Source organism: Micromonospora sp. NPDC000089 (assembly GCF_042899365.1).
GTDB lineage: Bacteria > Actinomycetota > Actinomycetes > Mycobacteriales > Micromonosporaceae > Micromonospora.
The window spans coordinates 593,192-614,616 of sequence record NZ_JBIAZT010000001.1 but is presented as its reverse complement, the minus strand read 5'-3'; the positions used below and the strand labels follow the sequence as shown (position 1 = coordinate 614,616).

Sequence of the window (21,425 nt, the reverse complement as noted above, 5' to 3'; positions counted from 1 at the left end):
CCCGGGCCGACCGGGCGGGCGGCGGCTACTCTGGCGGATCATGACGAGCACCGCGCAGCGCCTCGCCGAGATCCGGGGCGGCACGCCGCCGAAGCGGCACAACGCCCGGACGATCGCCGCGCTCACCGGGAACCCGGGCTGCGACCGGCGGGCCGTGCTGGACGGCGCCGGCGTGGACAAGCCGCGGCTGGCCGAGCGGATCGGCTTTCCGGCCGGCTTCGGGCAGTCCCGGTTCGCCATCACCCGGGGCAACGCGTTCGAGGCGCAGGTCAAGGCCGACGGTGGGGTGGAGCTGCTGCGACTGGTCGCCGAGCGGCTGGGCGTGCCGGTGCCGGACCGGGCCGACTGGACGGACCTGGGCGGTGACCAGGCGCGGCACGAGCGGACCAGGACGGCGTTGACCGCCGCCGGGTCGGGCGCCGCGCTGTTCGACCACCCGCTGCTCACCCTGGCGGTGGCCGGCCAGCGGGTCAGCCTGGAACCCGACCTGGTCGCCGCCCGGCTCGGCGGCCGGTTCCACGTGGTGGAGGTCAAGTCGTTCCCGGTGGTCGACGGGCAGGCCGACCCGGCGAAGGTGGCCGCCGCGGCCGTCCAGTCGGCCGTCTACGTGCTGGCGCTGCGGGACCTGCTGGCCACCGAGGGCCACGACCCGGAGCTGGTCTCGCACGACGTGGTGCTGGTCTGCCCGCGCGACTTCACCAACCAGCCGGTGGCCAGCCTGATCGACGTACGCAAGCAGCTGCTGGCGCTGCGTCGCCAGCTGGACCGGATGGCCCGGCTGGACACCCTGCTCGCCGCCGTGCCGGCCGGCTTCACCGCCGATCCCACCGCCGACCCGGCCGCGCTGGTGGCCGCGTTGTCCACGGTGGAGGCCCGGTACGCGCCCGAGTGCCTGGCCAGCTGCGAGCTGGCGTACTTCTGCCGCAGCGAGGCGGGTGGGCACACCGCCGCGCTGGGCCGGCCGGTCCGGGAGGCGCTCGGCGGCGTCGACACGGTCGAGGAGGCGCTGGCCCTGGCCGCCGGTGAGCGCCCGGCCGACCCGACCCGGGAGGAGGCCGCCGCGCTGCTGCGGGCCGCCGCCCGGTTGCGCGCCGACGCCCTCGCCGGCACCCCCGCGTGAGTACGCTCCGCGCGCCCGCCCCGGCCCGTCACCGGCCGGTCGGATGAGTACGCTGCGCGCGCTGGCGAAGGCGCAGGCCCTCGCGGCCGGGGTGGCCCAGCCGGTGGCCACCGTCCGGCACCTGCACCTGTCGGCCCGGCCGCTGGTGCTGGTGCCGCTGGTGCTGGCCGGTGAGGCGAACGCCCCGCTCGCCGCGCTGGCCGGCGTCGACCCGGGCGATCCGCGGCTGCTGATCGTGCCGCAGCCGCGCAACCGGGACCAGCGGCTGCGGTTCGTCACCGAGCTGGCCGCGATCGTGCTGCCCTGGCTGGGCTCGTTCCGCGGGGTCAGCGAGGCGGTGCCGGTGGACCGGGGCCGGGACGTGCGCTACCGGTACGTCGACGCGCCGCAGCTGGTGGTGCCGAACCCGGCCGGGATCACCTTCCTGCGGCTGCTCGGCCGGGCCACCCGGTTCCGCCGCCCGGACGGCGAGCACCCGGTGCACCCGGACGTGCCGCTGCTCGGCCGCTGGCTGACCTACTTCGCCGAGCGGGCCGAGCAGCCCGGCTCGTCGGCGCTGCTGGCGCTGACCGAGGCGTTGACCCTGCACTGGGCCACCGGGCAGAGCGCGGTGGAGGACCTGCACCTGCCCGCCCTGCTCGGCTGGATCGACCCGCCCGCCGGGCTGTCCGGGCCGGCGGCCGCCGCCCGGGCCGAGGACCCGGCCGGCTGCCCGCCCGCCGGCCCGGCCACCGACCCGGAGTTCGACAACCGGGTGCTCGCCCCGCTGATGACCGCGTACGCCGAGTCGGCCGACGACCCGGTCGCGCGCTTCGGGGCGTACGCGGAGCTGGAGCGGGTGCTGCGCGACCAGCTGGCGCCGACCTGGGAGCTGATGTGGCGCGGCCTGGGGTTGCTCCGGGCGCTGCCGCCCGGGGCGCGGGTGGCCGGCCGCTGGGACGGCGACCGGGACGCCTTCACCGGGTACGCCGAGCACCTGGACGCCGGGGGCGGCCCGCAGCCCCGGCGGGACGGCGCGGTGGCCGCCGCGGTCCGGCTGCACCGGCTGGAGCGGGCGGCGACCTCGTACGCGGTGCAGCGCGCCTACGACGACCCACTGGTGATGGCGGAGCACCGGCTGACCGGGGAGGCGTTCGTCGGGGATGTGACCCTGGCCGACCCGAGGCGGGTGGACGACACCGGGAAGCGGCCGGTGCTGCGGCCCCGGATCCAGGTGGTGACCACCGAGCCGGTGTCGGTGCCGGTCGGCGCGACGCTGTACTCGCCGGCCCGGCCGGCGCAGAAGGCGCGGGTGGTCTTCCTGACCCCGGCGGCGGACGGGAAGACCGAGGTGGTGCTGGAGCTCTCCGGCGGGATGGGGCGCGGCCTGACCGCGCCGCCCGGGACGGTGCCGGAGGTGGGGGAGCGGCTCTGCCTGACCACCCTGTCGGACGCGTTCCTGCCGGCCGGCGCGTTTCCGGCGCCGGAGGAGACCCCGTGGACGCACGGCGGCCCGCCCGAGGCTCACCCAGCGCAACCGTAACAATACATTTACATGCTTGAAACTGAAGCGGTTCAGTAGTTCAGTGGGGGGACGCACCACCACCCCTACCCCCGTAAAGGTTGACCCGATGCGAAGCAGTCCTCTCCGCCTCGCGCTCAGCGCCGTCGCCGCCTCCGTCCTGGCCGCGACCGCCATGCTGACCGTGACCGGCCCGGCCGACGCGCACACCGTCACCCCCGCGAACGCCAACGCCTCCACCGCCACGAAGAGCACGCTGAACTGGCTGGCCCACCTGCCCAACCGGAGCAGCAACCGGATCGCCTCCGGCTTCTTCGGCGGCTACAGCAACAGCGGCTTCTCGCTGAGCCAGACCGAGGAGCTGAAGAGCGCCACCGGGCAGTACCCGGCCATCCTCAGCTGCGACTACGGCTCCGGCTGGGCGACCAACAACGACATCACCGCGCTGGTCGACTACTCGTGCAACCCGTCGCTGAAGTCCTGGTCGGCCGCCGGTGGCCTGGTCACCGTCAGCGTCCACTCGCCCAGCCCGGCCAACGCCAACGGCGGCGGGCTGAACACCGCCATGGGCAACTTCGCCGACCTGCTCAACCCGTCGACCGCGGCCGGCGCCCGCTGGCGGCAGCTCGAGGACAAGATGGCCGCCGGCCTCCAGGACCTGGAGAACGCCGGGGTGCCGGTGCTGTTCCGGCCGTTCCACGAGGTGAACGGCGACTGGTTCTGGTGGGGCAACCGCGACCCGAACACGTTCAAGCAGGTGTGGCAGCAGATGTACACGTACTTCACGCAGACGAAGGGGCTGGACAACCTGATCTGGGTGTACTCGGCCGACTTCAGCCGGGGCAACCGCACCACCTACTACCCGGGCGCGTCCTACGTGGACATCGTCGGCATGGACGCGTACGACGACAACCCGCAGGTCTCCGGCATCCAGTCGGCGTACAGCGAGCTGGTCGGGCTGGGCAAGCCGTTCGCGTTCGCCGAGATCGGGCCGGACACCGCCGGCTCGTTCGACTACGGCAAGTGGGTCACCGCGTTCCAGCAGAGCTACCCGAAGACGTCGTACTTCCTGGCCTGGAACGACAGCTGGAGCCCGGCGCGCAACCAGGGCGCCAGCACGCTGTTCAACAACTCCTGGATCGCCAACCGCGGCGAGGTCGACCTGGGCACCGTCGTAGAGCCCGGAGGCGGCGGCACCACCACCCCGCCGCCGTCCGGCCGCACCCTGGTCAACGGCTTCGAGTCGGGCACCGAGGGATGGACCGGCGCAGGAGTCACCGGCGGGCCGTGGCAGGTCAACGAGTGGGCCGCGCAGGGCTCGTACTCGCTGAAGTCCGACGTCAACCTGGGCGCCGGCGCGGCGTACCTGCAGAAGAGCGCCACCACCAACCTCAGCGGCAAGACCACCCTGCGGGCCACCGCCCGGGTCGCGCCCTGGGGCACCTACGGCACCGGCAGCCAGGCCAAGCTGTACGTCAAGACCGGCGCCGGATGGCAGTGGTTCGACGGCGGTTCGGTCGCGGTCACCTCGGCCGGCGCCAACCTGTCGCTCAACCTCTCCGGGGTGGCCAACCTCGGTGACGTCCGCGAGATCGGCGTGCAGTTCGTCCCGGGCAGCGGGGCGAGCGGCGGCTCGGCGGTCTACGTCGACAACGTGACCGTCCAGTAGCGGGCACGGGTGGCGGCCGGCGGACGACCCGCCGGCCGCCACCGTGTGCGGTGATTGGCGCGGCGCGGCGCGGGTCGGGCGGCCCGGGCCGGTGGGAGGCGAAGGTCCCGGCCGGTCGGGGGGTTCGGCCCTGACCGGGAGGGGGGTCGACGGTCGACGATGAATGAGCATCGACGACCGCCCACCATCCCGCCGGGAGCAGACAATGAAGCGACGGACCCTGGACCTGCTGTTCAGCATCGGAGGGCTGGGCCTCGCCGTCCTGCTCCTGGTCGCCGGCATCGTCCTCACCAGCAACGCCCGCTTCGCGAACAGCTACGTGCACGACCAGCTCGCCGCCCAGCACATCACCTTCAAGACGGCCGACACGCTCACCGACGAGGAGAAGAAGGCCGACTGCCTGGTCCAGAACGCCGGGCAGGCGATGACCACCGGCAAGCAGGCCGAGTGCTACGCCAACCAGTTCATCGGCCTGCACCTGAAGTCGATCGGCGGCGGCAAGACGTACGCCGACCTCGGTGAGCCGCAGAACGCCCTCAAGGCGAAGGTCGACCAGGCCACCAAGACCAACGACCCGGCCCTGGCCGACCTGCAGAAGCAGTTGGCCGACGTCAGCGCCCAGCGGGACACCGTGTTCAAGGGCGAGACGCTGCGCGGCCTGCTGCTCACCTCGTACGGCTTCAGCGAGTTCGGCCGCAAGGCCGGGCAGGCGGCCCTGGTGGTGTACCTCGGCGCGGCGCTGCTCCTGCTGCTGTCGGCCGCCGGCCTGGTGCACGCCTTCCGCACCCCGCCGACCGAGGCGTTCGCCGCCCCGGCCGCCCCGGTGAAGGAACCGGTCACCGCCTGACCGCCTGCCGACCCGCCCGCCCCCGGTTCCCGCCCCACTCGGGAGACCGGGGGCGGTCGCGTGGGCACAATCGGGTTGACCCTCACGTAACGGCAGGCGGGAGCCTTGGTCGTGGAAGGGAGGGAACCCATGGCGTACACGGTGGGTCAGGTGGCGCGGGCGGCCCGAGTGACGGTCCGGACGCTGCACCACTACGACCAGATCGGGCTGCTGTCACCCAGCGGGCGCACCGCGGCGGGCTACCGCCGCTACGACGACGCCGACCTGGAGCGGTTGCAGCAGATCCGCTTCTACCGGGAGCTGGGGTTCCCGCTGGACGAGATCGGGGTGATCCTCGCCGACCCGACCGTCGACCCGGGGGCGCACCTGCGCCGGCAGCACGAGCTGCTCACCGGGCGGATCGGGAAGCTGCGGGAGATGGTCGCCGCGATCGAGATCGCGATGGAGGCGAAGCGGATGGGAATTCAACTGACCCCGCAGGAGCGGTTCGAGGTGTTCGGGGACTTCGACCCGGACGAGCACGCCGAGGAGGCGCAGCAGCGCTGGGGCGAGACCGACGCGTACCGGGAGTCGAGCCGGCGGGTGGCCCGCTACACGAAGGAGGACTGGCTGCGGCACAGGGCCGAGAACGAGGACTGGCAGCGGCGGTTCGTCTTGGCGATGGATTCGGGTGCGCCGGCCGACTCGGCCGAGGCGATGGCGCTGGCCGAGGAGCACCGGCAGTTCATCTGCCGCTGGTTCTACGACCTGCCGTACGAGATGCACACCGGGCTGGCCGACATGTACCTGGCCGACGAGCGGTTCACCGCCACCTACGAGGCGATCCACCCGGGAATGGCGGCGTACCTGGCCGAGGCGATCCACGCCAACGCGATCAGCCGCGCCTGAGCCGTACCGATGAGTCTGCCGCCCCCGACCGGTCAGTATCGGGGGCAGCACTCTCACCGGAGGTTCGCAGTGTTCATCATCGCCGGCAGCATCTACGTCGACCCGGCCGGACGGGACGCCTACCTGGCCTCCTGCGTGGAGGTGGTCCGGCTGGCCCGCGAGGCGCCGGGCTGCGTCGACTTCGCCATCGGCGCGGACCTGGTCGAGCCGGGCCGGATCAACGTGTACGAGCGCTGGGAGGACGAGGAGCGACTGCTCGCCTTCCGCAAGGACGGGCCGTCGCAGGAGCAGACGGCTGCCATCCGGGGCGCGGAGGTGCACCGCTACCTCATCTCCGCCGTCGAGGCCCCCTGACCGTCTCGCTCCGGCGCGCCGCCGGCTGGAGCTGGGCTTCGTGGTCGGTCGTGGTGTGCCGGCTGGTTGTCGCGCGCCCGGCGGTCGGTGCGTGCCCGTCGCTGCCGTCGGAGGACGATTCGTGAAAGAGCGATATGACTCAGCGGCATGATTATGACTCCGCGTCATATCGCTCTCTGAGGAATCCTGCCCGCCGCCTGTCACCGTGCGTGGCAGAGTGGCCCGCCGGTGCCGCCGGCCGAGGTGCTCCGGGGCGCGTCGGGCGGTCCGGCTAGGCTGGCCGGACCGTACCGTCATCAGCGTCGATCGGCTTCGCCGGCGGGCGCGCCGCCCGCGAGGAGACGTCCGTGCCGCACCGCAAGCTGGCCACCACCGGCCTGGTCCTGGCCGTCGCCCTCGGCGCCGCCGGCTGCACGTCGGACGACAAGGCCGCCGGGCCGTCAGCGAGCGCGACGACCACCGTGGCGGCCGACGCCGACCCGGCGACCGTGCTGGCCGACGCGGCGGCGAAGGTCGACAAGCAGTCCTACCGGCTGACCGTCGGCTCCGGCGGCGGCGAGAAGGGCGACGGCACCACCCTGGTCTGGGACCCGGCCCAGCGCCGTGGCCTGGAGACCACCTCGCTGGCGGTGGCGAAGGGCACGGTGAAGATCGAGCGCCTGACCACCGGCCCCGAGGTGTACGTGCGGATCACCGCCCCGGACCGGCGGGTGCCCTCGTGGGACGGCAAGACCTGGTGGCACATCGGCCCGGCCGAGAAGGTCGCGGCCAACCGCACCGGGCTGGACAACACCCGGCTGGCCGGCACCCTGGGCAGCTCGTCCGGGGTGCGCCGCACCGGCGACCGGGCGTACGCCGGCACCCTGGACCTGCGCGAGAGCGCGGACGTTCTCGGTGAGGGCGTGGGCGGGGTGCTCGGGGACCGGGCGGGCGCGGTGCCGTTCACCGCGTCGGTGGACGAGCAGGGCCGGCTGGTCCGCTACCGGATCGAGCTGGCCAGCGAGCAGAGCAAGGTCTCCGCGCTCGACCTGACGTACGCGGACTTCGGCCTGCCGGTGGCGGCGGACAAGCCGGCGGCCGACACCATCGGCGAGAACCCACCGAAGAACATCCCCGGCGTCTGACCCGGAACGCGCCGACGCCGGCACACCCGTCGTGGGTGGCCGGCGTCGGTGCGGCGGTGGTCAGACGATCAGGTCGAGCAGCAGCACGCCGAGGAAGCCGACCACCGAGATGATCGTCTCCATCACCGACCAGCTCTTGAGCGTCTGCCCGACGGTCAGCCCGAAGTACTCCTTGACCAGCCAGAAGCCGGCGTCGTTGACGTGCGAGAAGAACAGCGACCCGCAGCCGACGGCGAGCGCCAGCAGCGCCACCTCCGGCCCCTGCAGGGTGGACGCCAGCGGTGCGACGATGCCCGCGGCGGTGATGGTGGCGACGGTGGCCGAGCCGGTCGCCACCCGGATGCCGACCGCGACCAGCCAGCCCAGCAGCAGCGGGGAGAGGTTGGCGCCCTTGGCAGCGTCCGCCACCAGGTTGCCCACGCCCGCGTCGACCAGCACCTGCTTGAAGCCGCCGCCGGCCGCCACGATCAGCAGGATGCCGGCGATCGCCGGCAGCGCGCCGCCGAGGAAACCGGAGACCTGGGTCCGGCTGAACCCGGTCCGGTAGCCGAGGAAGATCATCGCGAAGATGACGCCGGCCAGCAGGGCGACGATCGGGGTGCCGACGATGTCCAGCGCCTTGCGGCCGCCGGTGCCCTCGTCGAGGGTCAGCTCGCCGATGGCGCGCAGCAGCATCAGCGCCACCGGCAGCAGCACGGTGATCACGGCGGCCCACAGGGCCGGCGCGCGGCGGGCGCGTACCGCGTCGGTGCCGGCCTGGTCGACCGGCTCGCCTGGCCGGCCGGTGCCCGGGTTGGCCAGGTCGTCCTGATCGACCAGGTCCCCGTCGTCGTCGATCCGGCCGCGGGTGGTGTCGACCACGTCCCGTCCGCCGGCCGTGCCGCGCTCCCCGGCGGTGTCCCGGGCGCCCGCGACGACCAGCGGCCGGCGGGTGGGCAGCAGCGCCTCCGGGGCGGTCGCCGTCACGTAGCGGGAGATGAAGTTGCCGAAGACCGGGCCGGCGATGATCACCGTGGGGATGGCGACCAGCAGGCCGAACGCCAGGGTCTGGCCCAGGTTGGCGCCGAGCGCGTCGATCGCGACCAGCGGCCCGGGGTGCGGCGGCACCAGGCCGTGCAGCACGGAGAGGCCGGCCAGCGCCGGGATGCCGATCTTCATCAGCGGCACGTTCACCCGCATCGAGACCAGCAGCACGATCGGCACCAGCAGCACCACGCCGACCTCGAAGAAGAGCGGCAGGCCGATCAGCGCCGCCACCCCGGCCATCGCCCAGGGCAGGGCGCCGCCGGAGACCCGGCCCACCACCCGCTCCACGATGCTGTCCGCGCCGCCGGACTCGGCGAGCATGCCGCCGATCATCGCGCCCAGCGCGATCAGCAGGCCGACGCCGCCGACGGTGGAGCCGACCCCACCGCTGAACGAGGTGACGATCTTGTCGGGGGCCACGCCGGCCACCACGCCCAGCACGGCGGCGCCGAGGATCAGCGACAGGAACGGGTGGACCTTGCCCCAGGCGATCAGGAGCACCACCGCGGCGATGCCCAGCAGGGCCGCGATGATCAGTTGGGTGTTGCCGGCGTCGCTGAGCGGCTCAGCGGGCGCGGCGAGGAGTGTGGTCACGGGACATCACGACCTTCGAACGACGTCCGGCCCGGGCGGGCCGGGCGATCACATGGGTGCGGGCGCGGGCGGTGGTTCCGGCGGCAGGCTGGGCGCCAGCCGTCGCAGCGACGCGAAGGTGGGCACCAGCGCGTCGTACAGCTCGGAGAAGAGCGGGAGCAGGGCGGCGTAGACGGCGGCCGAGGCGGGCTCGGGGCGTACCGTCTCGTCGATCTCCACCAGGTCGGCGGCGACGTCGATGGACGAGATCAGCCCGAGCGCCTGCATGCCCAGCAGCGCGGCGCCGAAGCTGGACCCCTCGTGCCCGGCGGGGAAGCGCACCGGCAGGCCGAGCGCGTCGGCGAGGATCTGCCGCCACAGCGGGCTGCGGGCGAAGCCGCCGGAGGCGCGGACCTCGCGGACCTCGTTGCCGGCGGCCCGCACCGAGGCGAGCACCAGCGCCAGCTGCTGGCACACCCCCTCCAACGCGGCCCTTACCAGGTGCTCGCGGCGGTGGCCGTGGGTCAACCCGACGTACGCGCCGCGCGGCAGCGCGCTCCAGTGCGGCGCCCGCTCGCTGAGCAGGTACGGCAGCATGATCAGCCCACCGGAGCCGACCGGCGCCCGGGCGGCGAGCGCGAGCAGCTCCTCCTCGGCGTGCTCGCCGAGCTCGGGGGCGAGCGCGTCGCCGGCCCACTGCAGCACGATGCCGCCGTTGTTGATGGCGCCGCCGACCACCCACCGGTCCTCGGTCAGCGCGTAGCAGAACACCCCGCCGAGCGGGTCGACGGCGGGCCGCTCCACGGCCACCCGCATCGCCCCGGAGGTGCCGATCGAGCAGGCCACCACGCCGGGCCGGACGGCGCCGAGGCCAAGGTTGGCCAGCGGTCCGTCGCCGGCGCCGACCACCACCGGGGTGTCGGCGGGCAGCCCGGTGGCCGCGGCGGCCTCGGCGGTGAGGCCGGGCAGCACGGTGGTGGTGGGCACCAGCTGCGGCAGCTGCTCCTCGGTGATCCCGGCGATGCGCAGCGCCTGGCCGTCCCAGTCCAGCTGGTGGATGTTCATCAGCCCGGTGGCGGAGGCCACCGAGTGGTCGGTGACCAGCGCGTCGCAGAGCCGCAGCAGCACGAAGTCCTTGATGCCGACCCAGTGCGCGACCCGCTCGTGCAGCTTGGGCTCCTGCTCGGCGTACCAGACCAGCTTCGGCAGCGGCGCCATCGGGTGCACCGGGGTGCCAGTGCGCCGGTGCAGGGCCAGCCCCCACGGCGCGGCGCGCAGCCGCTCGGCCTGCGCGCTGGCCCGGGAGTCGGCCCAGGTCACCGACGGGGTGAGCGGGTTGCCGTCGGCGTCGAGCCCGATCAGGCTGTGCATCGCGGTGCTGAACGACAGGCCGGCGACCCGCTCGGGCAGCTCGGCGGCGACCGTACGCAGGCACTCGATGACCGCGTCGAGGATGGCCTGCGGGTCCTGCTCGGCCCAGCCGGGGTGCGGCTCGTCCAGCGGGTAGCCGGCGGAGTGGCTGGCCAGCTGGTGCCCGCCGGTGTCGTACGCGACGACCTTGGTGCTGGTGGTGCCGATGTCGACGCCGAGCACGACGGAGTCGCCCACCGGCACACCTCCCCGGGTACGCGCCGGAGGCCCCCTCGCCGACCGGCTGCGCCTGACGTTACCCACGGTGGCGGTCCCTCGCACGGTGGCGTGAAACGCGGCACGGACCGATCCGGACCAACGGCTGGAATCGACGCAACGCCTCCCCCTAAGGTGCCGGCCGGCCGCCCGTTCGGGCACTTTGCCGCCGATCACCGGTGACGTCCCGGCCGTCCCGACTGTTAGGCGGTGTGAACACCCCGGTTGGTGGCTCGCGCGACTTAAGGAGTCGGCGTGGCGAATACTGATTCGACGGGTTCCACCTGGCGTTACCGGTGGGCGCAGCGGCAGAACGAGCGCCGGCAGCGGTCCCACCGGGACGCCGAGCAGGCCTGGCGGCGACGCGACGACGAGCTGCGCCGCCGGCGTACCCTCGCGGTCGATCTTCGGGGCTCGGCGGCGGCGGGCGCCGGCCTGCCCCTGGAGCTGGCCCCCGGCGAGACGGTGCTCCGGACGATGCCCGCCGCGCAGCTGGTCGAGGTGCGGCACACCACCGTGCTGCCCGCCCCCGACCTGACCGTGGACGTGGACTCCGCGCCGCTGCACCACCGGCTTCCGGACGGGGTGCGGGCCACCGACGCCGGCATCGCGGTGGTCACCAGCCGCCGGCTGGTCCTGCTCGGCGGGCGCGGCCGGCGCGACTGGGCGTACGGGAAGATGACCGGCCTGTCCCACGACCCGGCGGCGCCGGTCACCCTGATCCAGGCGCTGGACCGGCGGCGCACCGCCGGGGTGCTGCTGCCCGCTCACGCGGCGGCGGAGTTCCGGTTCGTGCTCACGCTGGCCTTCGCCGACGCGATCGAGCAGCGCGCCGCAGTCGTCGCCCAGCTCGACGAGCTGATCGCCGAGCACGACCAGACCCGGCCGTTCCGCGCGGCGATCGCCACCCCGGCGCAGGCCCGGTTCACCGCCCGGGTGCCCGGCGGCCGGCGGACCGTCGCGGTCGCCGCCGCGCTCACCCTGATCGTCCCGGCGGTGCTGCTGGAATCCGACCCGCCGGTCACCCCCGGCCCCGAGGTGGCCGCCGCCGCCACCCCCGCCGCACCGGTCGGCGCGCCGCTGGGCAGGCTGCCCGCGAAGCCCAGGCCGGCGCCGACCCCGCGACGCCCGTCGCCCGCACCGGCCGCGGCGCGCGGCCCGCTCTGCGGCGCCCCCACCAACCCGATCGGGTACGACTACTGCGGCGCCGGCCTGCGGGTACGCCGACCGGACCACCGGGTCTGCGACTGGTTCGACTGCGCGGCGGACTTCTGGGCCGGCCGCGGCTACCTGGTGCAGTGCGTCGACGGGCAGGTCAGCCTCACCGGCGGCCGGCCGGACGCCTGCGCCGGCCACCGGGGGGTACGCCGGATCGTCCACTCCTGACGGTCAGCCCGCGTCCTGGCGGTCGGCTCGCGTCCTGGCGGTCAGCTCGCGTCCTCGCGGTCAGCTGGCGCTGAAGTCGGGGACGGTCAGTGAGCCGTCCTCGGCGAGCGGGAAGCCCGGGTTGTGGGCGATCTCCCAGACGTGGCCGTCCGGGTCGGTGAAACAACCGGCGTACCCGCCGTAGAAGGTCTCCGCGGCGGGCCGGGTGATGCGGGCGCCGGCCTGGACGGCCACCGTGAGCACCTGATCCACCTCGGCCCGGGAGCGGACGTTCTGCGCCAGCGTCGCCGCGCCGGGGCCGGTGTCCGGCACGCCCGCGTCGGCGGCCAGCTTCTGCCGGCTCCACAGCACCAGGGCCAGGCCGCCGGCCTGGAAGAAGACGGTCTCGTCGACCTCCTGACCGCGCCAGCCGAGGCGCTGGTAGAAGGTGCGGGCGCGCGCCAGGTCGGCGACGCCCAGGGTGATCAGGCTGATCCGCTGCTCCATCCCCGGACCGTACCGTCACCGTGTGCTGCGCGGCTGCGGCTCGCGGGGCGTCAGGCGCTCGTCAGGCTTGCGATCAGCCCGGACGCCAGCAGTCGTTCGTGAGCGGTCCGCACGTGGGCGGAGGTGAACAGCCGGGCTTTCCGACCGCTCCAACCGCGGACGCGTTCGATCAGCTCATCGAGGTCGGCGGTCGGGGGGTGTGACTCAGCGGCGAAGTGAACCGTCGCCAGCAGCTCGAGGCTGTAGGGGGCCTCGAAGCCGTGAACCAGCTCGGCCAGGCGTTCCAGCAGTCGGTCCGGTGCGCCGTGGGCCGCGAACCAGGCGGCGACCTCGCCGGCCGCGCCGTCCATCAGCCGGACCGGCTGGAGCTCCTCGACCCGGGAAGACCGGTCACCGAAGCCGGTCAGGTAGTGGCCTTCGAGCCGGTCGAGGACATGGTTGAGGTTCTCCGCGTACGGGCCGTACCGACCGCGGCCGAACTGGAGCCGTAGCGGTTGGCCGAGCACCTGGAGGAAGTAGGCGATCTTCTGGATTTCCAGCACGGTGACGCCGTCCCGGGGCTCCAGCCCCTGGGCCTGCTCCAGGTAACGTTCGATGGCCCGAAGCAGGGTGGCCCGACCGGGCGTCAGATCAGGCTTCTCCGTGGCCACGGGCATGTCCGACGGATCGGGTGCTCCCTCGGGTGGGAACAGGAGAACCTGAACATCCGGGAGCTCCGCGAAGGCCTGCTCGATCATGGGGCGGACCTCGTCCCAGTCGAGGCCACCATTGCCGCACCCGAGGGCGGGCAGCGCCACCGACCTGATCTGGTGCTCGCGGACAACGCGAACCAGGTCGGTGAGGCCGGACCGGATGTCAGCCAGTCGTGAGTTCGCCCGCCAATGCCCCTTGGTGGGAAAGTTGATCACGAAGCGGCGCGGGCCCAGGCGGGCCGAATCGTAAACGAACATCTCGCCCAGATTGACCTTCTTGGCGGCACACGCCTTGCGGTAGGCGGCGAAGTTGGCCGGGTAGGCGCGCTTGAACTGCAGCGCGATGCCCTTGCCCATGACCCCCACCGTGTTGACCGTGTTGACCAGGGCATCGGCGTCCGCGGTCAGCAGGTTGCCATGACTGATGACGATCATCCGCGCACCTCCCCCCGCTGGTATCCGTAGTACCAGTGCTGTCTGACATCAACGTACGCGTCGATGATGCCAGCAGCGCGCAGGACCTGCCTCAACTGTGTCGCCCGAGCCGGCGTCCGGACGACATAGCCGAGCACCAGATTGACCGGGAACTCCCGATGCACCAGGAACTCCGCCATCCGGCGGCGGACACGGTCCCCATCCTCCGGCAGGTTCTTCCAGATCGTCTCCCGCATCAGCGCCCAGTCGACGAGTTCCGGGAGATCGCGCAGGTCGGGGGAGAAACGGGTCAGGCTGGCGGCGCAGTTGCCGTCGCTGGCCACCCAGTCGAGGCCGGCATCGTGCACCCGTTCCGCAGAGCCGACCAGGTAGACCAGCGGATCATCGCCGCCGGGGTAGCAGCCCGCCTTCCCGTCGCGATGCTCGCAGGCGATCCGGTACATCATCGGTGAGCGTTCGGCGAAGTAGAACGGCACGTAGTCGGCCACCACACCACCCGGCGGGCAGGGAACGCGACGTTGGCGTCGGTTCGCCTTGATCGCGGCCGCCCCAACGTCGGTGACGAGGTTGACGCCGACCGCACTGTCGGCCATCAGGCGTCCGGCCTCAAGGATCGCCGGCATGTTGTCGATATGGGTGAAGTGCATGATCAGGGGTTGCTTTGGCGCTTTCGCCGCGGCCGACTCCACCACAGTCAGTCCAGTTCACCAGGGTCGATCCGCGCCTGCACCTCCGCATGCTCGGCGAGCAGATAGAGCAAGTTCGAGCCGTCAATGAGTTCGAGTGGCTTGCCGGAGGCGAACTCGTACGAAGCAGGTCCGTAGCCGCTGGTCGTCACCAGAATTCCCTTGGAGGCGCCCTCGTTCTGGAGAGTGCCGAAGAGGTCGCGGACGGACGACACGTCGACGGTGTTGCGGTAACGCTTGGCCTGGATAACGACCTTCCCACCGAAGATCGGGCGAGGGTCGAAGGCGACGCAGTCGACACCGCCGTCCCGGGACGGCCGCGTCTGCTTTGTGTCCAGGCCCATCTTGGCGAAGAGGTTCTGAATCAGGCTCTCGAACTCCGTGGGGGTGAGCTTGAGCAGGTTGGGTCGTTGATCAAGGTCGGCCAGAACGTCGACTTCATCGACGAACCGCTTGTCGACCATGTCGAACTCCAGTACGGGACGCACCGGTGCCAGTTCCGCCGGGCGCTTCGACACCGAAGCGTTGAGGTGCTGAAGGCAAGCAAGCGGTTCGACAAGGCTGAGGTTCAGCGCGACGAAGACGTCCCGGGTGGTGCGCAGCGTCACGAGGCAGGGTTGGACGGAGGAGCCGGTCCTCGGGTCGACCGTGTCGACTATCCCGTTGAAGACGATCGTCTCCACCAGTCCGGACCGATCCGCCTCGAACAACTCGTGCACTGTCCGCAGGGTCACCTGGGCAACGAGCTCCGTGTACCGCTCCCTGATCTCTTTCATCGGACGGGCGGAGGTGGTGACCTCGTCGCGGGCCTTGACGTAGCGGTACTCCCGAACCGCCGGAATCACGTCGAGAGTTGGTAGGTGGTATTCGACCACGAGCTGGCGGGACTCCGGGACGTATGCGAGGCGGTAGTGCTGCGGGAAGTCGTCCGGATAGATCGAGTTACCCAACACCATGCCGAAGTACTCGACCACGGCGGAAGGCTCGGCGGAGGCCAGAGCAGCCGTGAATCGATCGATCGCGGCGTTGTGGGCGTTGATCTCAGCCTCAACCTTGCCGCAGTGTCGTTGGTAGCCCTGGTAAGCGGCCGACAACTGGTGCTGTCGCTGGGCCTCGGCCGCCGCGTGTTGGGCTTGCGCCTGGGCGAAGGAATGTTGTGCGGCAGCGAGTTGCTGCTGATATTTCGTCTGACCACCGAACATCTTGCCCAAGCCGCTGGGGGGCGGAGGTTCGAAGCGTCGCCAGTCCGGCGGTGGCAGGGGCGCGCTCAGCTTGCCAGGATCGAACGGCGGGTGAGTCACGGTCTTCCGTAGTTGGCCCAGGTCGATGTGATCGTCAGCATCGAGTGTGGCGGCCAGGAGATTCTCCAGCTCTTCAAGACGCGACTGAAGATCGGAGTTGTCGGCGGCCACCTCGGCGAGTCTTGCCTCGGCGTACAGCCGCTTTTGCTCTCGCTCGTTCGCGGCGTCGGCCCGCTGTGCGGCCTTCATGGCGCGGTCCGCCTCGCGTCGCAGCTGCTGGTGGTGGCGGTACGCCGCGGCCTGAGCCTGCTTCTGTGCGCGCACCTGCCTCGCGTGCGCACGCTGCATTTCCTTGAGGATCCCCACGTCAGTCCTATTTGTCAGGAGGGATGCGGAGTCGACACCATAGCCAGCGGATGACGAAACAGACAGGTCGAGTCCCGGTGGTTCCTCCGCAGTCCGGTGTCGAGTGCCCCGAATTGCGGTACTTGGTTCCCGGCAAATGTCGGGTTCCGGACATCGCTTCCTGGCGGTGGCACTGCTGCTGAAAGGCGCAAAGATTGGATCGGTGCTCCGCCATGTAGCGTGGCCCACAGTGGACGCCTCGCGAGACGTGGATGGGCGTCTCACCGGGGCGGCGCGATCCGAGTGAATTGATGTGTTCAGGCGTGCTTCGACTTGACCTGGGGTGAGGCAAGTGAGAAGCAGGACGGCTCGGCAGCTGCGGATTCGCTCGGCGGTGGTCTTCCTGCTGCTGTCCTTCGTGGTGCTGGGTCCGCTGATCTTCGATGCCGACGAGCTGACAAGTGTGGAGCGCACGCTGCGGATCGTCGGCGGGATCATCCTGATCCTGTTGGCGGCCGGGTCGCTCTATCGACCCCGCCGCCAGGGCGACGGCAACTAGCGCCCCGCGTATATCGGCGAGGGGAGAGTCGAGATGGCGCAGCCGGATGACGGGCGGGTGACCGAGGCGACGCGGCGGGTGACGCGACGCGCTCTGCGGGCCGGTGAGCCGGTCGCCGACCCCGGTCTCGCGCCGCTCGCGGTCGAGGAGGGCGAGCAGATCCTGGCCCAGATCGGGAACGCCCGGCGGCGGATGCGGCAGCGCAACGGCATAGCCGCCGGATCGCCGATCCTGCTGGCCGCGTTGCTGGTGGCCGCCACCGGCTACCTCCTTACCCGGCACGAGACGTTGCTCGCCGTGCTCAGCGGTGTGGCTGCCCTGATCGGGGTGTGCGTGGCATTCGGTGAGCTGCTGTTCGCCGTACGTCTGCGCTGCGAGGAGCGCCAGGTCCGGAGGTCGTTGGCGGCCAACCGGAAGCTCGCGACGACGCGGGGCCGGTAGTCGCAAAAGTGGTGGCTGGGCCGGGCACGGCGGCGCTAGCGTGCCGGCGTGACCCGTACCGTGACGCTCGCCCTGGTCGATCCGGCCGGGCGGCCGCTGGGGGCGTTGCCGCCGTTCGAGGTGCCGACGCCCTGGTGGCAGGAGTCCGCGTCGGTGGTGGCGACCGCCCGCCAGCGGCACGGCGTCGAGGTGACCGTGCTGCGGTTGCTGGCCGGGGAGCGCGCCACGCCGCCGGGCGGGGCGGTGACCTACCTGGCCGAGCTGACCGGACCGCCGCCGAGCGGGCTGTCCCCGGTGGACGTGGACCTGACGCCGCACCCGCTGCGCGCGCCGTACGCCGAGCCGGGTGGGCCGGCGGCGAGCGTGGCGTGGGCGCGGGAGACCTTGGAACGACTGGGCCGGCCGGCCACTGCGGCGGCGCAGCAGCGCACCTGGAACCTGTCGACGATCTGGCGGCTCGACGGGCCGCACGGGACGGCGTGGCTCAAGCAGGTGCCGGGCTTCTTCCGGCACGAGGCGGCGGTGCTGCGGTGGCTGGGTCGGGGCGTACCCGGGATGGGGCCGACGCTGCTGGCCGACGACGGTGACGGGCGGATGCTGCTCGCGCACGTGCCGGGCGAGGACCGTTACGACGCGGACGCCGCCGAGCGCGCGGCGATCGCCGCGGACCAGCACGTCGTGCAGGTACGCGCGCTGCGGGACGCGGACGCCCTGGTGGCGGCCGGAGTGCCGGACCGGCGCGGCCCGGCGTTGGCCCGGTGGCTGCGCGACACGCTCGCCCCGCACACCAGGTTGCCGGACGACCTGGAGGCGCGGCTGGACGCGGTCCGCGACTGCGGCCTGCCGGACACCCTCGTGCACGGCGACCTGCACCCCGGCAACGTGCGCGGCGACGGACGGCGGCGCACCATCATCGACTGGGGCGACTCGTTCGTCGGCAACCCGGCGTTCGACATCCTGGGGCTGACGCGGGGCCAGGACGCGGCGACCAGGCCGGCGCTGCTGGCCGCGTGGTGCGCGCGGTGGCGGGCGGACGCGCCGGGCTGCGACCCGGAGCGGGCTGTGGCGCTGCTGCGGCCGGTCGCGTGGTGGCGGTTGGCCGCGGTGTACGCGGGATTCGTCGCCGGCATCGAGCCGAGCGAGCGGCCCTACCACGCCGCGGACGTGCCGGACTGCCTGGCGCGGGCGCGACGGGAGACGGCGTTGTCACCACTCTGACCGCGGTCGTCGTCCCGGCCGGATCACCCGCACTGGCGGGAGCGCGTCGCCCCGCCGCCCTGATCGCGCACTACTCCGGGGCGTGGCAGACCGCCTCGACGTTGTGGCCGTCCGGGTCGCGGATGAAGACGCCGAAGTAGGTGGGGTGGTACTCCGGCCAGAGCTTCGGCAGGTGCAGCACCTCGGCGCCGAGTTTCAACGCGGCGTCGTGGAACGCCTGCACGGCGGCCCGGCTCGGCGCCACGAACGCGATGTGCGCCTCGCGGGCGTTACCCGTGGAGTCGATCGGGCTGATCCAGAAGTCGGGGTGGTCGACGCCGTAGCCGATCACGTCGCCGTACTGCTGCATGCGCTTGCCGCCGAGCGGGGCGAGGACCGCGTCGTAGAACGCGGCGCTGACGGCGGGGTCACGGACCTGGATGCCGAGGTGATCGAGCACGACGGGCCTCCCTGGGGAAGTGTGGACGCCGTCACGCTAGTCGCGGGGTACGACGAACCGTCCTTGCGACGCGGTTCAGGCCGATGCCGCCCGCCGCGCCGTCCGAAAAGGATTGCGCTCCGGCGGTACGATCACTCCGGGTAGCGACCGCTGCCCGATCCAGTGATCATGGGACGGCACGACCGCACACGGGGGCAACGATGTTCGAACGGCTGGGCAGATTCGTCGTACGCAGGGCGTGGTGGGTGATCGGCGGCTGGCTGCTCGCCGCGATCGCGATCATCGTCACCGCACCCTCGCTGAGCGACATCACCTCGTCCGACCAGGAGAGCTTCCTGCCCGGATCGTACGAGTCGGTGCAGGCCACGGAGCTTGCCAAGAAGGCGTTCCCGCGGCAGGCCACCGCGACGGCGACCATCGTGGTCACCCGATCGGACCGGCAGCCGTTGAGTGACGCCGACCAGGCGCGGGTGGCCCAGTTCGCCCAGGCCCTCAAGGGCAGGAACATCGCCCACACCTCCGGCTACCTGACCGGCCCGCCGGCCGTCGCGCCGGACAAGTCGGTGCAGGTGGTCGCCGTCGGCCTGGCCGCGCCGACCCCCGACGACCCGGCGCTGCTGGACGCCGTACGCGACCTGCGGGCCGGCATCGGGCCGGCGCTCGCCGGCAGCGGGCTGACCGCCGGGGTGGCCGGCGACGTGGCCAGCTACGTCGACAACGAGAACACCTTCAACTCGGCCTTCGCCGTCGTCGGGATCGCCACGATCGTCCTCATCATCGGACTGATCCTGATCATCTTCCGCAGCCCTATCGCCGCGCTGCTGCCGGTCGTGGTGATCGGCGTGGTCATCACCGTCACCAGCGGGCTGGTCGCCGCCGCCGGCAAGGCGTTCGACCTGAACGTCAGCCAGGACCTGCAGACCATCCTGCTGATCGTGCTGTTCGGCATCGGCACCGACTACATTCTGTTCCTGCTGTTCCGCTACCGCGAGCGGCTGCGCGCCGGCGACGACAAGCGCACCGCCATGATCGTCACCGTGCAGCGGGTCGGCGAGGTGATCACCTCCGCCGCCGGGGCGGTGATCGTCGCGTTCCTGGTGCTGCTGCTGGCCTCGCTCGGCTTCTTCGGCTCGCTCGGCCCGGCGCTCGCCATCGCCGTCGCGGTCATGCTGGTCACCTCGCTCACCCTGATCCCCGCGGTGGTCTCCCTGCTCGGCCGGTACGTCTTCTGGCCGTCCAAGGCGTGGCAGCGGGTGCCCAAGGCCACCCTGGCGCACCGGCTCGGCAGCGCCGTCGGCCGCCGCCCCGCCCTCACCGCGGCGGCGTCCGGCGCCGTCCTGGTCGCCCTCGCCGCCGGTACGCTCGCCTACCAGGCCGACTACGACTTCAGCGCCGGATTCCCGCAGGACACCGAGTCGGCCCGGGCGGCGAAGGACCTCCAGCGCGGGTTCGCCGCCGGGGCGCTCGCCCCCACCGAGGCGTACCTGACCACCGGCAACGGCACCTCGCTGACCGAGCAGCAGGTCAATGACTTCGCCGCCGCTGCCGCACGGGCACCCGGAGTGGGTCGGGCACAGCCCGCCGAGCGCGGCACCGACCCGAGCGTGGCGCGGGTCAACCTGCTGCTCAACGAGAACCCGGTCTCCAACGAGGCGATCACCCTCGTCCGCGGCGACTTGCGCGACGCCCTGCACGCCGCCGCCCCATCCGGCACCAAGGCGGTCGTCGGTGGCTCGACCGCGATCTTCGCCGACATCAACTCGGCCAACAACCGGGACCTGTCGGTGATCCTGCCGGTCGCCGCCGGCCTGATCGCGCTGATCCTCGCGCTGCTGCTGCGCAGCCTGGTCGCGCCGATCTACCTGGTGGTCGCGGTGCTGCTCAACTTCGCCGCCACCCTCGGGGCGACGGTCTACCTGTTCCAGGGCTTGCAGGACAAGCCCGGGGTGACCTTCCAACTGCCGATCATCCTGTACCTGTTCGTGGTGGCGATTGGCACCGACTACAACATCCTGATGATCGCCCGACTGCGCGAGGAGGCCCGCGAGGGCAACGAACCCCGCCAGGCCGCCGCCATCGGCGTGGAACACGCCGGCCCGACCGTCGCCGCCGCCGGCCTGATCCTTGCCGGCACCTTCGGGGTGCTGATGCTCGCGCCGATCTCGTTCCTGCAGCAGATGGGCTTCGCGGTGGCGATCGGGATCGTGCTCTCCGCGTTCGTCATGTCGATGTTCTTCGTGCCGGCGCTGACCGCGCTGATCGGGCACAAGGCGTGGTGGCCGGGGCACGGCGACGAGCGCCCGGTGCGGGGGAGGCCCGCCGAGCCGGAGCCCGAGCCGGTGGGCGTGCCAGGGGCGTGACCCAGCTCAGCTGGGTAACAAGAGGAAGCGGTGACGACACCTTGGGTGAACTCATGAGTGGCCCGATCGACTGGGCCGACCTGCGTGATCGCCGCATGGCCGAGCCGGGCGCCGTGGAGGTGTACGAGGCGACGCGTCTCGGCTTCGAACGCGGCCAGGAGCAGCGGCCCTACGATCTCCTCCAGCGCCCGTCAGCTTGCCCTGTACGGGTGCTCGACGGGCCGCGGGGCGGAGCGTCGACGGACGGTGTTGACCACGAGCAGTAGGCCGGGAGGGAGCCGAGCAGCCAGATCACGCCCACCGGCCGGTGGATCAGCGCGGTCACCGCGCTCCGGATCTGCGGCGCGTTCCCGGTCCACGGGCAGATGAGGAAAGACCATTCGGCGCCGTGCGGGGTTCGGTCGTCGGA

The 21,425-nt window shown here is 72.3% G+C and carries 20 protein-coding genes; 13 read left to right on the top strand and 7 right to left on the bottom strand.

What is annotated here, in order from left to right:
* Positions 1-40: 40 nt before the first annotated feature.
* The 7 genes from ACFY3U_RS02920 to ACFY3U_RS02890 all read left to right on the top strand — a co-directional run bounded on the left by ACFY3U_RS02920 (position 41) and on the right by ACFY3U_RS02890 (position 7,503).
* Positions 41-1,120, top strand: a complete 1,080-nt coding sequence (locus ACFY3U_RS02920) for a hypothetical protein (RefSeq protein WP_387193814.1) — start codon at positions 41-43, stop codon at positions 1,118-1,120.
* 43 nt (positions 1,121-1,163) lie between these two features.
* Positions 1,164-2,642: a hypothetical protein gene (locus tag ACFY3U_RS02915; protein ID WP_387193811.1), complete on the top strand. Its 1,479-nt coding sequence runs from the start codon at positions 1,164-1,166 to the stop codon at positions 2,640-2,642.
* 88 nt (positions 2,643-2,730) lie between these two features.
* The gene (locus ACFY3U_RS02910; protein WP_387193808.1) at positions 2,731-4,290 is read left to right on the top strand and encodes a glycosyl hydrolase; all 1,560 of its coding nucleotides are present in this window, start codon (positions 2,731-2,733) and stop codon (positions 4,288-4,290) included.
* Positions 4,291-4,495: 205 nt separating this feature from the next.
* Positions 4,496-5,137: a hypothetical protein gene (locus ACFY3U_RS02905; protein WP_387193805.1), complete on the top strand. Its 642-nt coding sequence runs from the start codon at positions 4,496-4,498 to the stop codon at positions 5,135-5,137.
* A 129-nt stretch (positions 5,138-5,266) separates the two neighbouring features.
* Positions 5,267-6,025: a MerR family transcriptional regulator gene (locus ACFY3U_RS02900; RefSeq protein ID WP_387193803.1), complete on the top strand. Its 759-nt coding sequence runs from the start codon at positions 5,267-5,269 to the stop codon at positions 6,023-6,025.
* Positions 6,026-6,094: 69 nt separating this feature from the next.
* Positions 6,095-6,379, top strand: a complete 285-nt coding sequence (locus ACFY3U_RS02895) for a putative quinol monooxygenase (protein ID WP_387193800.1) — start codon at positions 6,095-6,097, stop codon at positions 6,377-6,379.
* 347 nt (positions 6,380-6,726) lie between these two features.
* Entirely contained in the window at positions 6,727-7,503 is a 777-nt protein-coding gene (locus ACFY3U_RS02890; protein ID WP_387193797.1) for a hypothetical protein, read from the top strand.
* A 60-nt stretch (positions 7,504-7,563) separates the two neighbouring features.
* Here ACFY3U_RS02890 and ACFY3U_RS02885 read toward each other — a convergent pair whose 3' ends face one another.
* Both ACFY3U_RS02885 and ACFY3U_RS02880 read right to left on the bottom strand, forming a co-directional pair.
* Entirely contained in the window at positions 7,564-9,123 is a 1,560-nt protein-coding gene (locus ACFY3U_RS02885) for a GntP family permease (protein ID WP_387193794.1), read from the bottom strand.
* 48 nt (positions 9,124-9,171) lie between these two features.
* On the bottom strand, positions 9,172-10,710 hold the full coding sequence (locus ACFY3U_RS02880; RefSeq protein ID WP_387193791.1) for a gluconokinase: 1,539 nt from the start codon (positions 10,708-10,710) through the stop codon (positions 9,172-9,174).
* Positions 10,711-10,983: 273 nt separating this feature from the next.
* Between ACFY3U_RS02880 and ACFY3U_RS02875 the strand changes: the two genes are divergently transcribed.
* On the top strand, positions 10,984-12,114 hold the full coding sequence (locus ACFY3U_RS02875) for a hypothetical protein (RefSeq protein ID WP_387193788.1): 1,131 nt from the start codon (positions 10,984-10,986) through the stop codon (positions 12,112-12,114).
* Positions 12,115-12,174: 60 nt separating this feature from the next.
* Here the strand turns inward: ACFY3U_RS02875 and ACFY3U_RS02870 are convergent, their stop codons facing one another.
* The 4 genes from ACFY3U_RS02870 to ACFY3U_RS02855 are packed head-to-tail and all read right to left on the bottom strand — an operon-like array spanning position 12,175 to position 16,020.
* Entirely contained in the window at positions 12,175-12,600 is a 426-nt protein-coding gene (locus tag ACFY3U_RS02870) for a VOC family protein (protein WP_387193785.1), read from the bottom strand.
* A 50-nt stretch (positions 12,601-12,650) separates the two neighbouring features.
* Entirely contained in the window at positions 12,651-13,727 is a 1,077-nt protein-coding gene (locus ACFY3U_RS02865) for a macro domain-containing protein (protein ID WP_387193782.1), read from the bottom strand.
* Positions 13,724-14,416, bottom strand: a complete 693-nt coding sequence (locus ACFY3U_RS02860; protein ID WP_387193779.1) for a DUF4433 domain-containing protein — start codon at positions 14,414-14,416, stop codon at positions 13,724-13,726. Before ACFY3U_RS02860 ends, ACFY3U_RS02865 begins: the two co-directional genes overlap by 4 nt.
* 5 nt (positions 14,417-14,421) lie before the next feature.
* Entirely contained in the window at positions 14,422-16,020 is a 1,599-nt protein-coding gene (locus ACFY3U_RS02855) for a restriction endonuclease (RefSeq protein WP_387193776.1), read from the bottom strand.
* A gap of 331 nt (positions 16,021-16,351) precedes the next feature.
* Between ACFY3U_RS02855 and ACFY3U_RS02850 the strand changes: the two genes are divergently transcribed.
* From ACFY3U_RS02850 to ACFY3U_RS02840, 3 genes are read left to right on the top strand one after another with little or no spacing between them, the layout of a single operon-like run.
* Positions 16,352-16,558 carry a hypothetical protein gene (locus ACFY3U_RS02850; RefSeq protein WP_387193773.1) on the top strand — a complete coding sequence of 69 codons (207 nt, stop codon included), beginning with the start codon at positions 16,352-16,354 and terminating at the stop codon, positions 16,556-16,558.
* Positions 16,559-16,591: 33 nt separating this feature from the next.
* Positions 16,592-16,999 carry a hypothetical protein gene (locus ACFY3U_RS02845; protein WP_387193770.1) on the top strand — a complete coding sequence of 136 codons (408 nt, stop codon included), beginning with the start codon at positions 16,592-16,594 and terminating at the stop codon, positions 16,997-16,999.
* Between the two features lie 48 nt (positions 17,000-17,047).
* Entirely contained in the window at positions 17,048-18,217 is a 1,170-nt protein-coding gene (locus ACFY3U_RS02840; RefSeq protein WP_387193767.1) for a phosphotransferase family protein, read from the top strand.
* 70 nt (positions 18,218-18,287) lie between these two features.
* Here the strand turns inward: ACFY3U_RS02840 and ACFY3U_RS02835 are convergent, their stop codons facing one another.
* A complete protein-coding gene (locus ACFY3U_RS02835) occupies positions 18,288-18,656 on the bottom strand; it encodes a VOC family protein (RefSeq protein ID WP_387193764.1) in 369 nt (122 codons plus the stop codon).
* Between the two features lie 200 nt (positions 18,657-18,856).
* On the opposite strand from ACFY3U_RS02835, the gene ACFY3U_RS02830 reads away from it, so the two are divergent.
* Together ACFY3U_RS02830 and ACFY3U_RS02825 are read left to right on the top strand one after the other, a co-directional pair.
* A complete protein-coding gene (locus ACFY3U_RS02830) occupies positions 18,857-21,016 on the top strand; it encodes an MMPL family transporter (protein ID WP_387193761.1) in 2,160 nt (719 codons plus the stop codon).
* Entirely contained in the window at positions 21,013-21,282 is a 270-nt protein-coding gene (locus tag ACFY3U_RS02825) for a hypothetical protein (RefSeq protein ID WP_387193758.1), read from the top strand. The genes ACFY3U_RS02830 and ACFY3U_RS02825 overlap by 4 nt, the downstream gene beginning before the upstream one ends.
* The last annotated feature ends 143 nt before the right edge of the window (positions 21,283-21,425 follow it).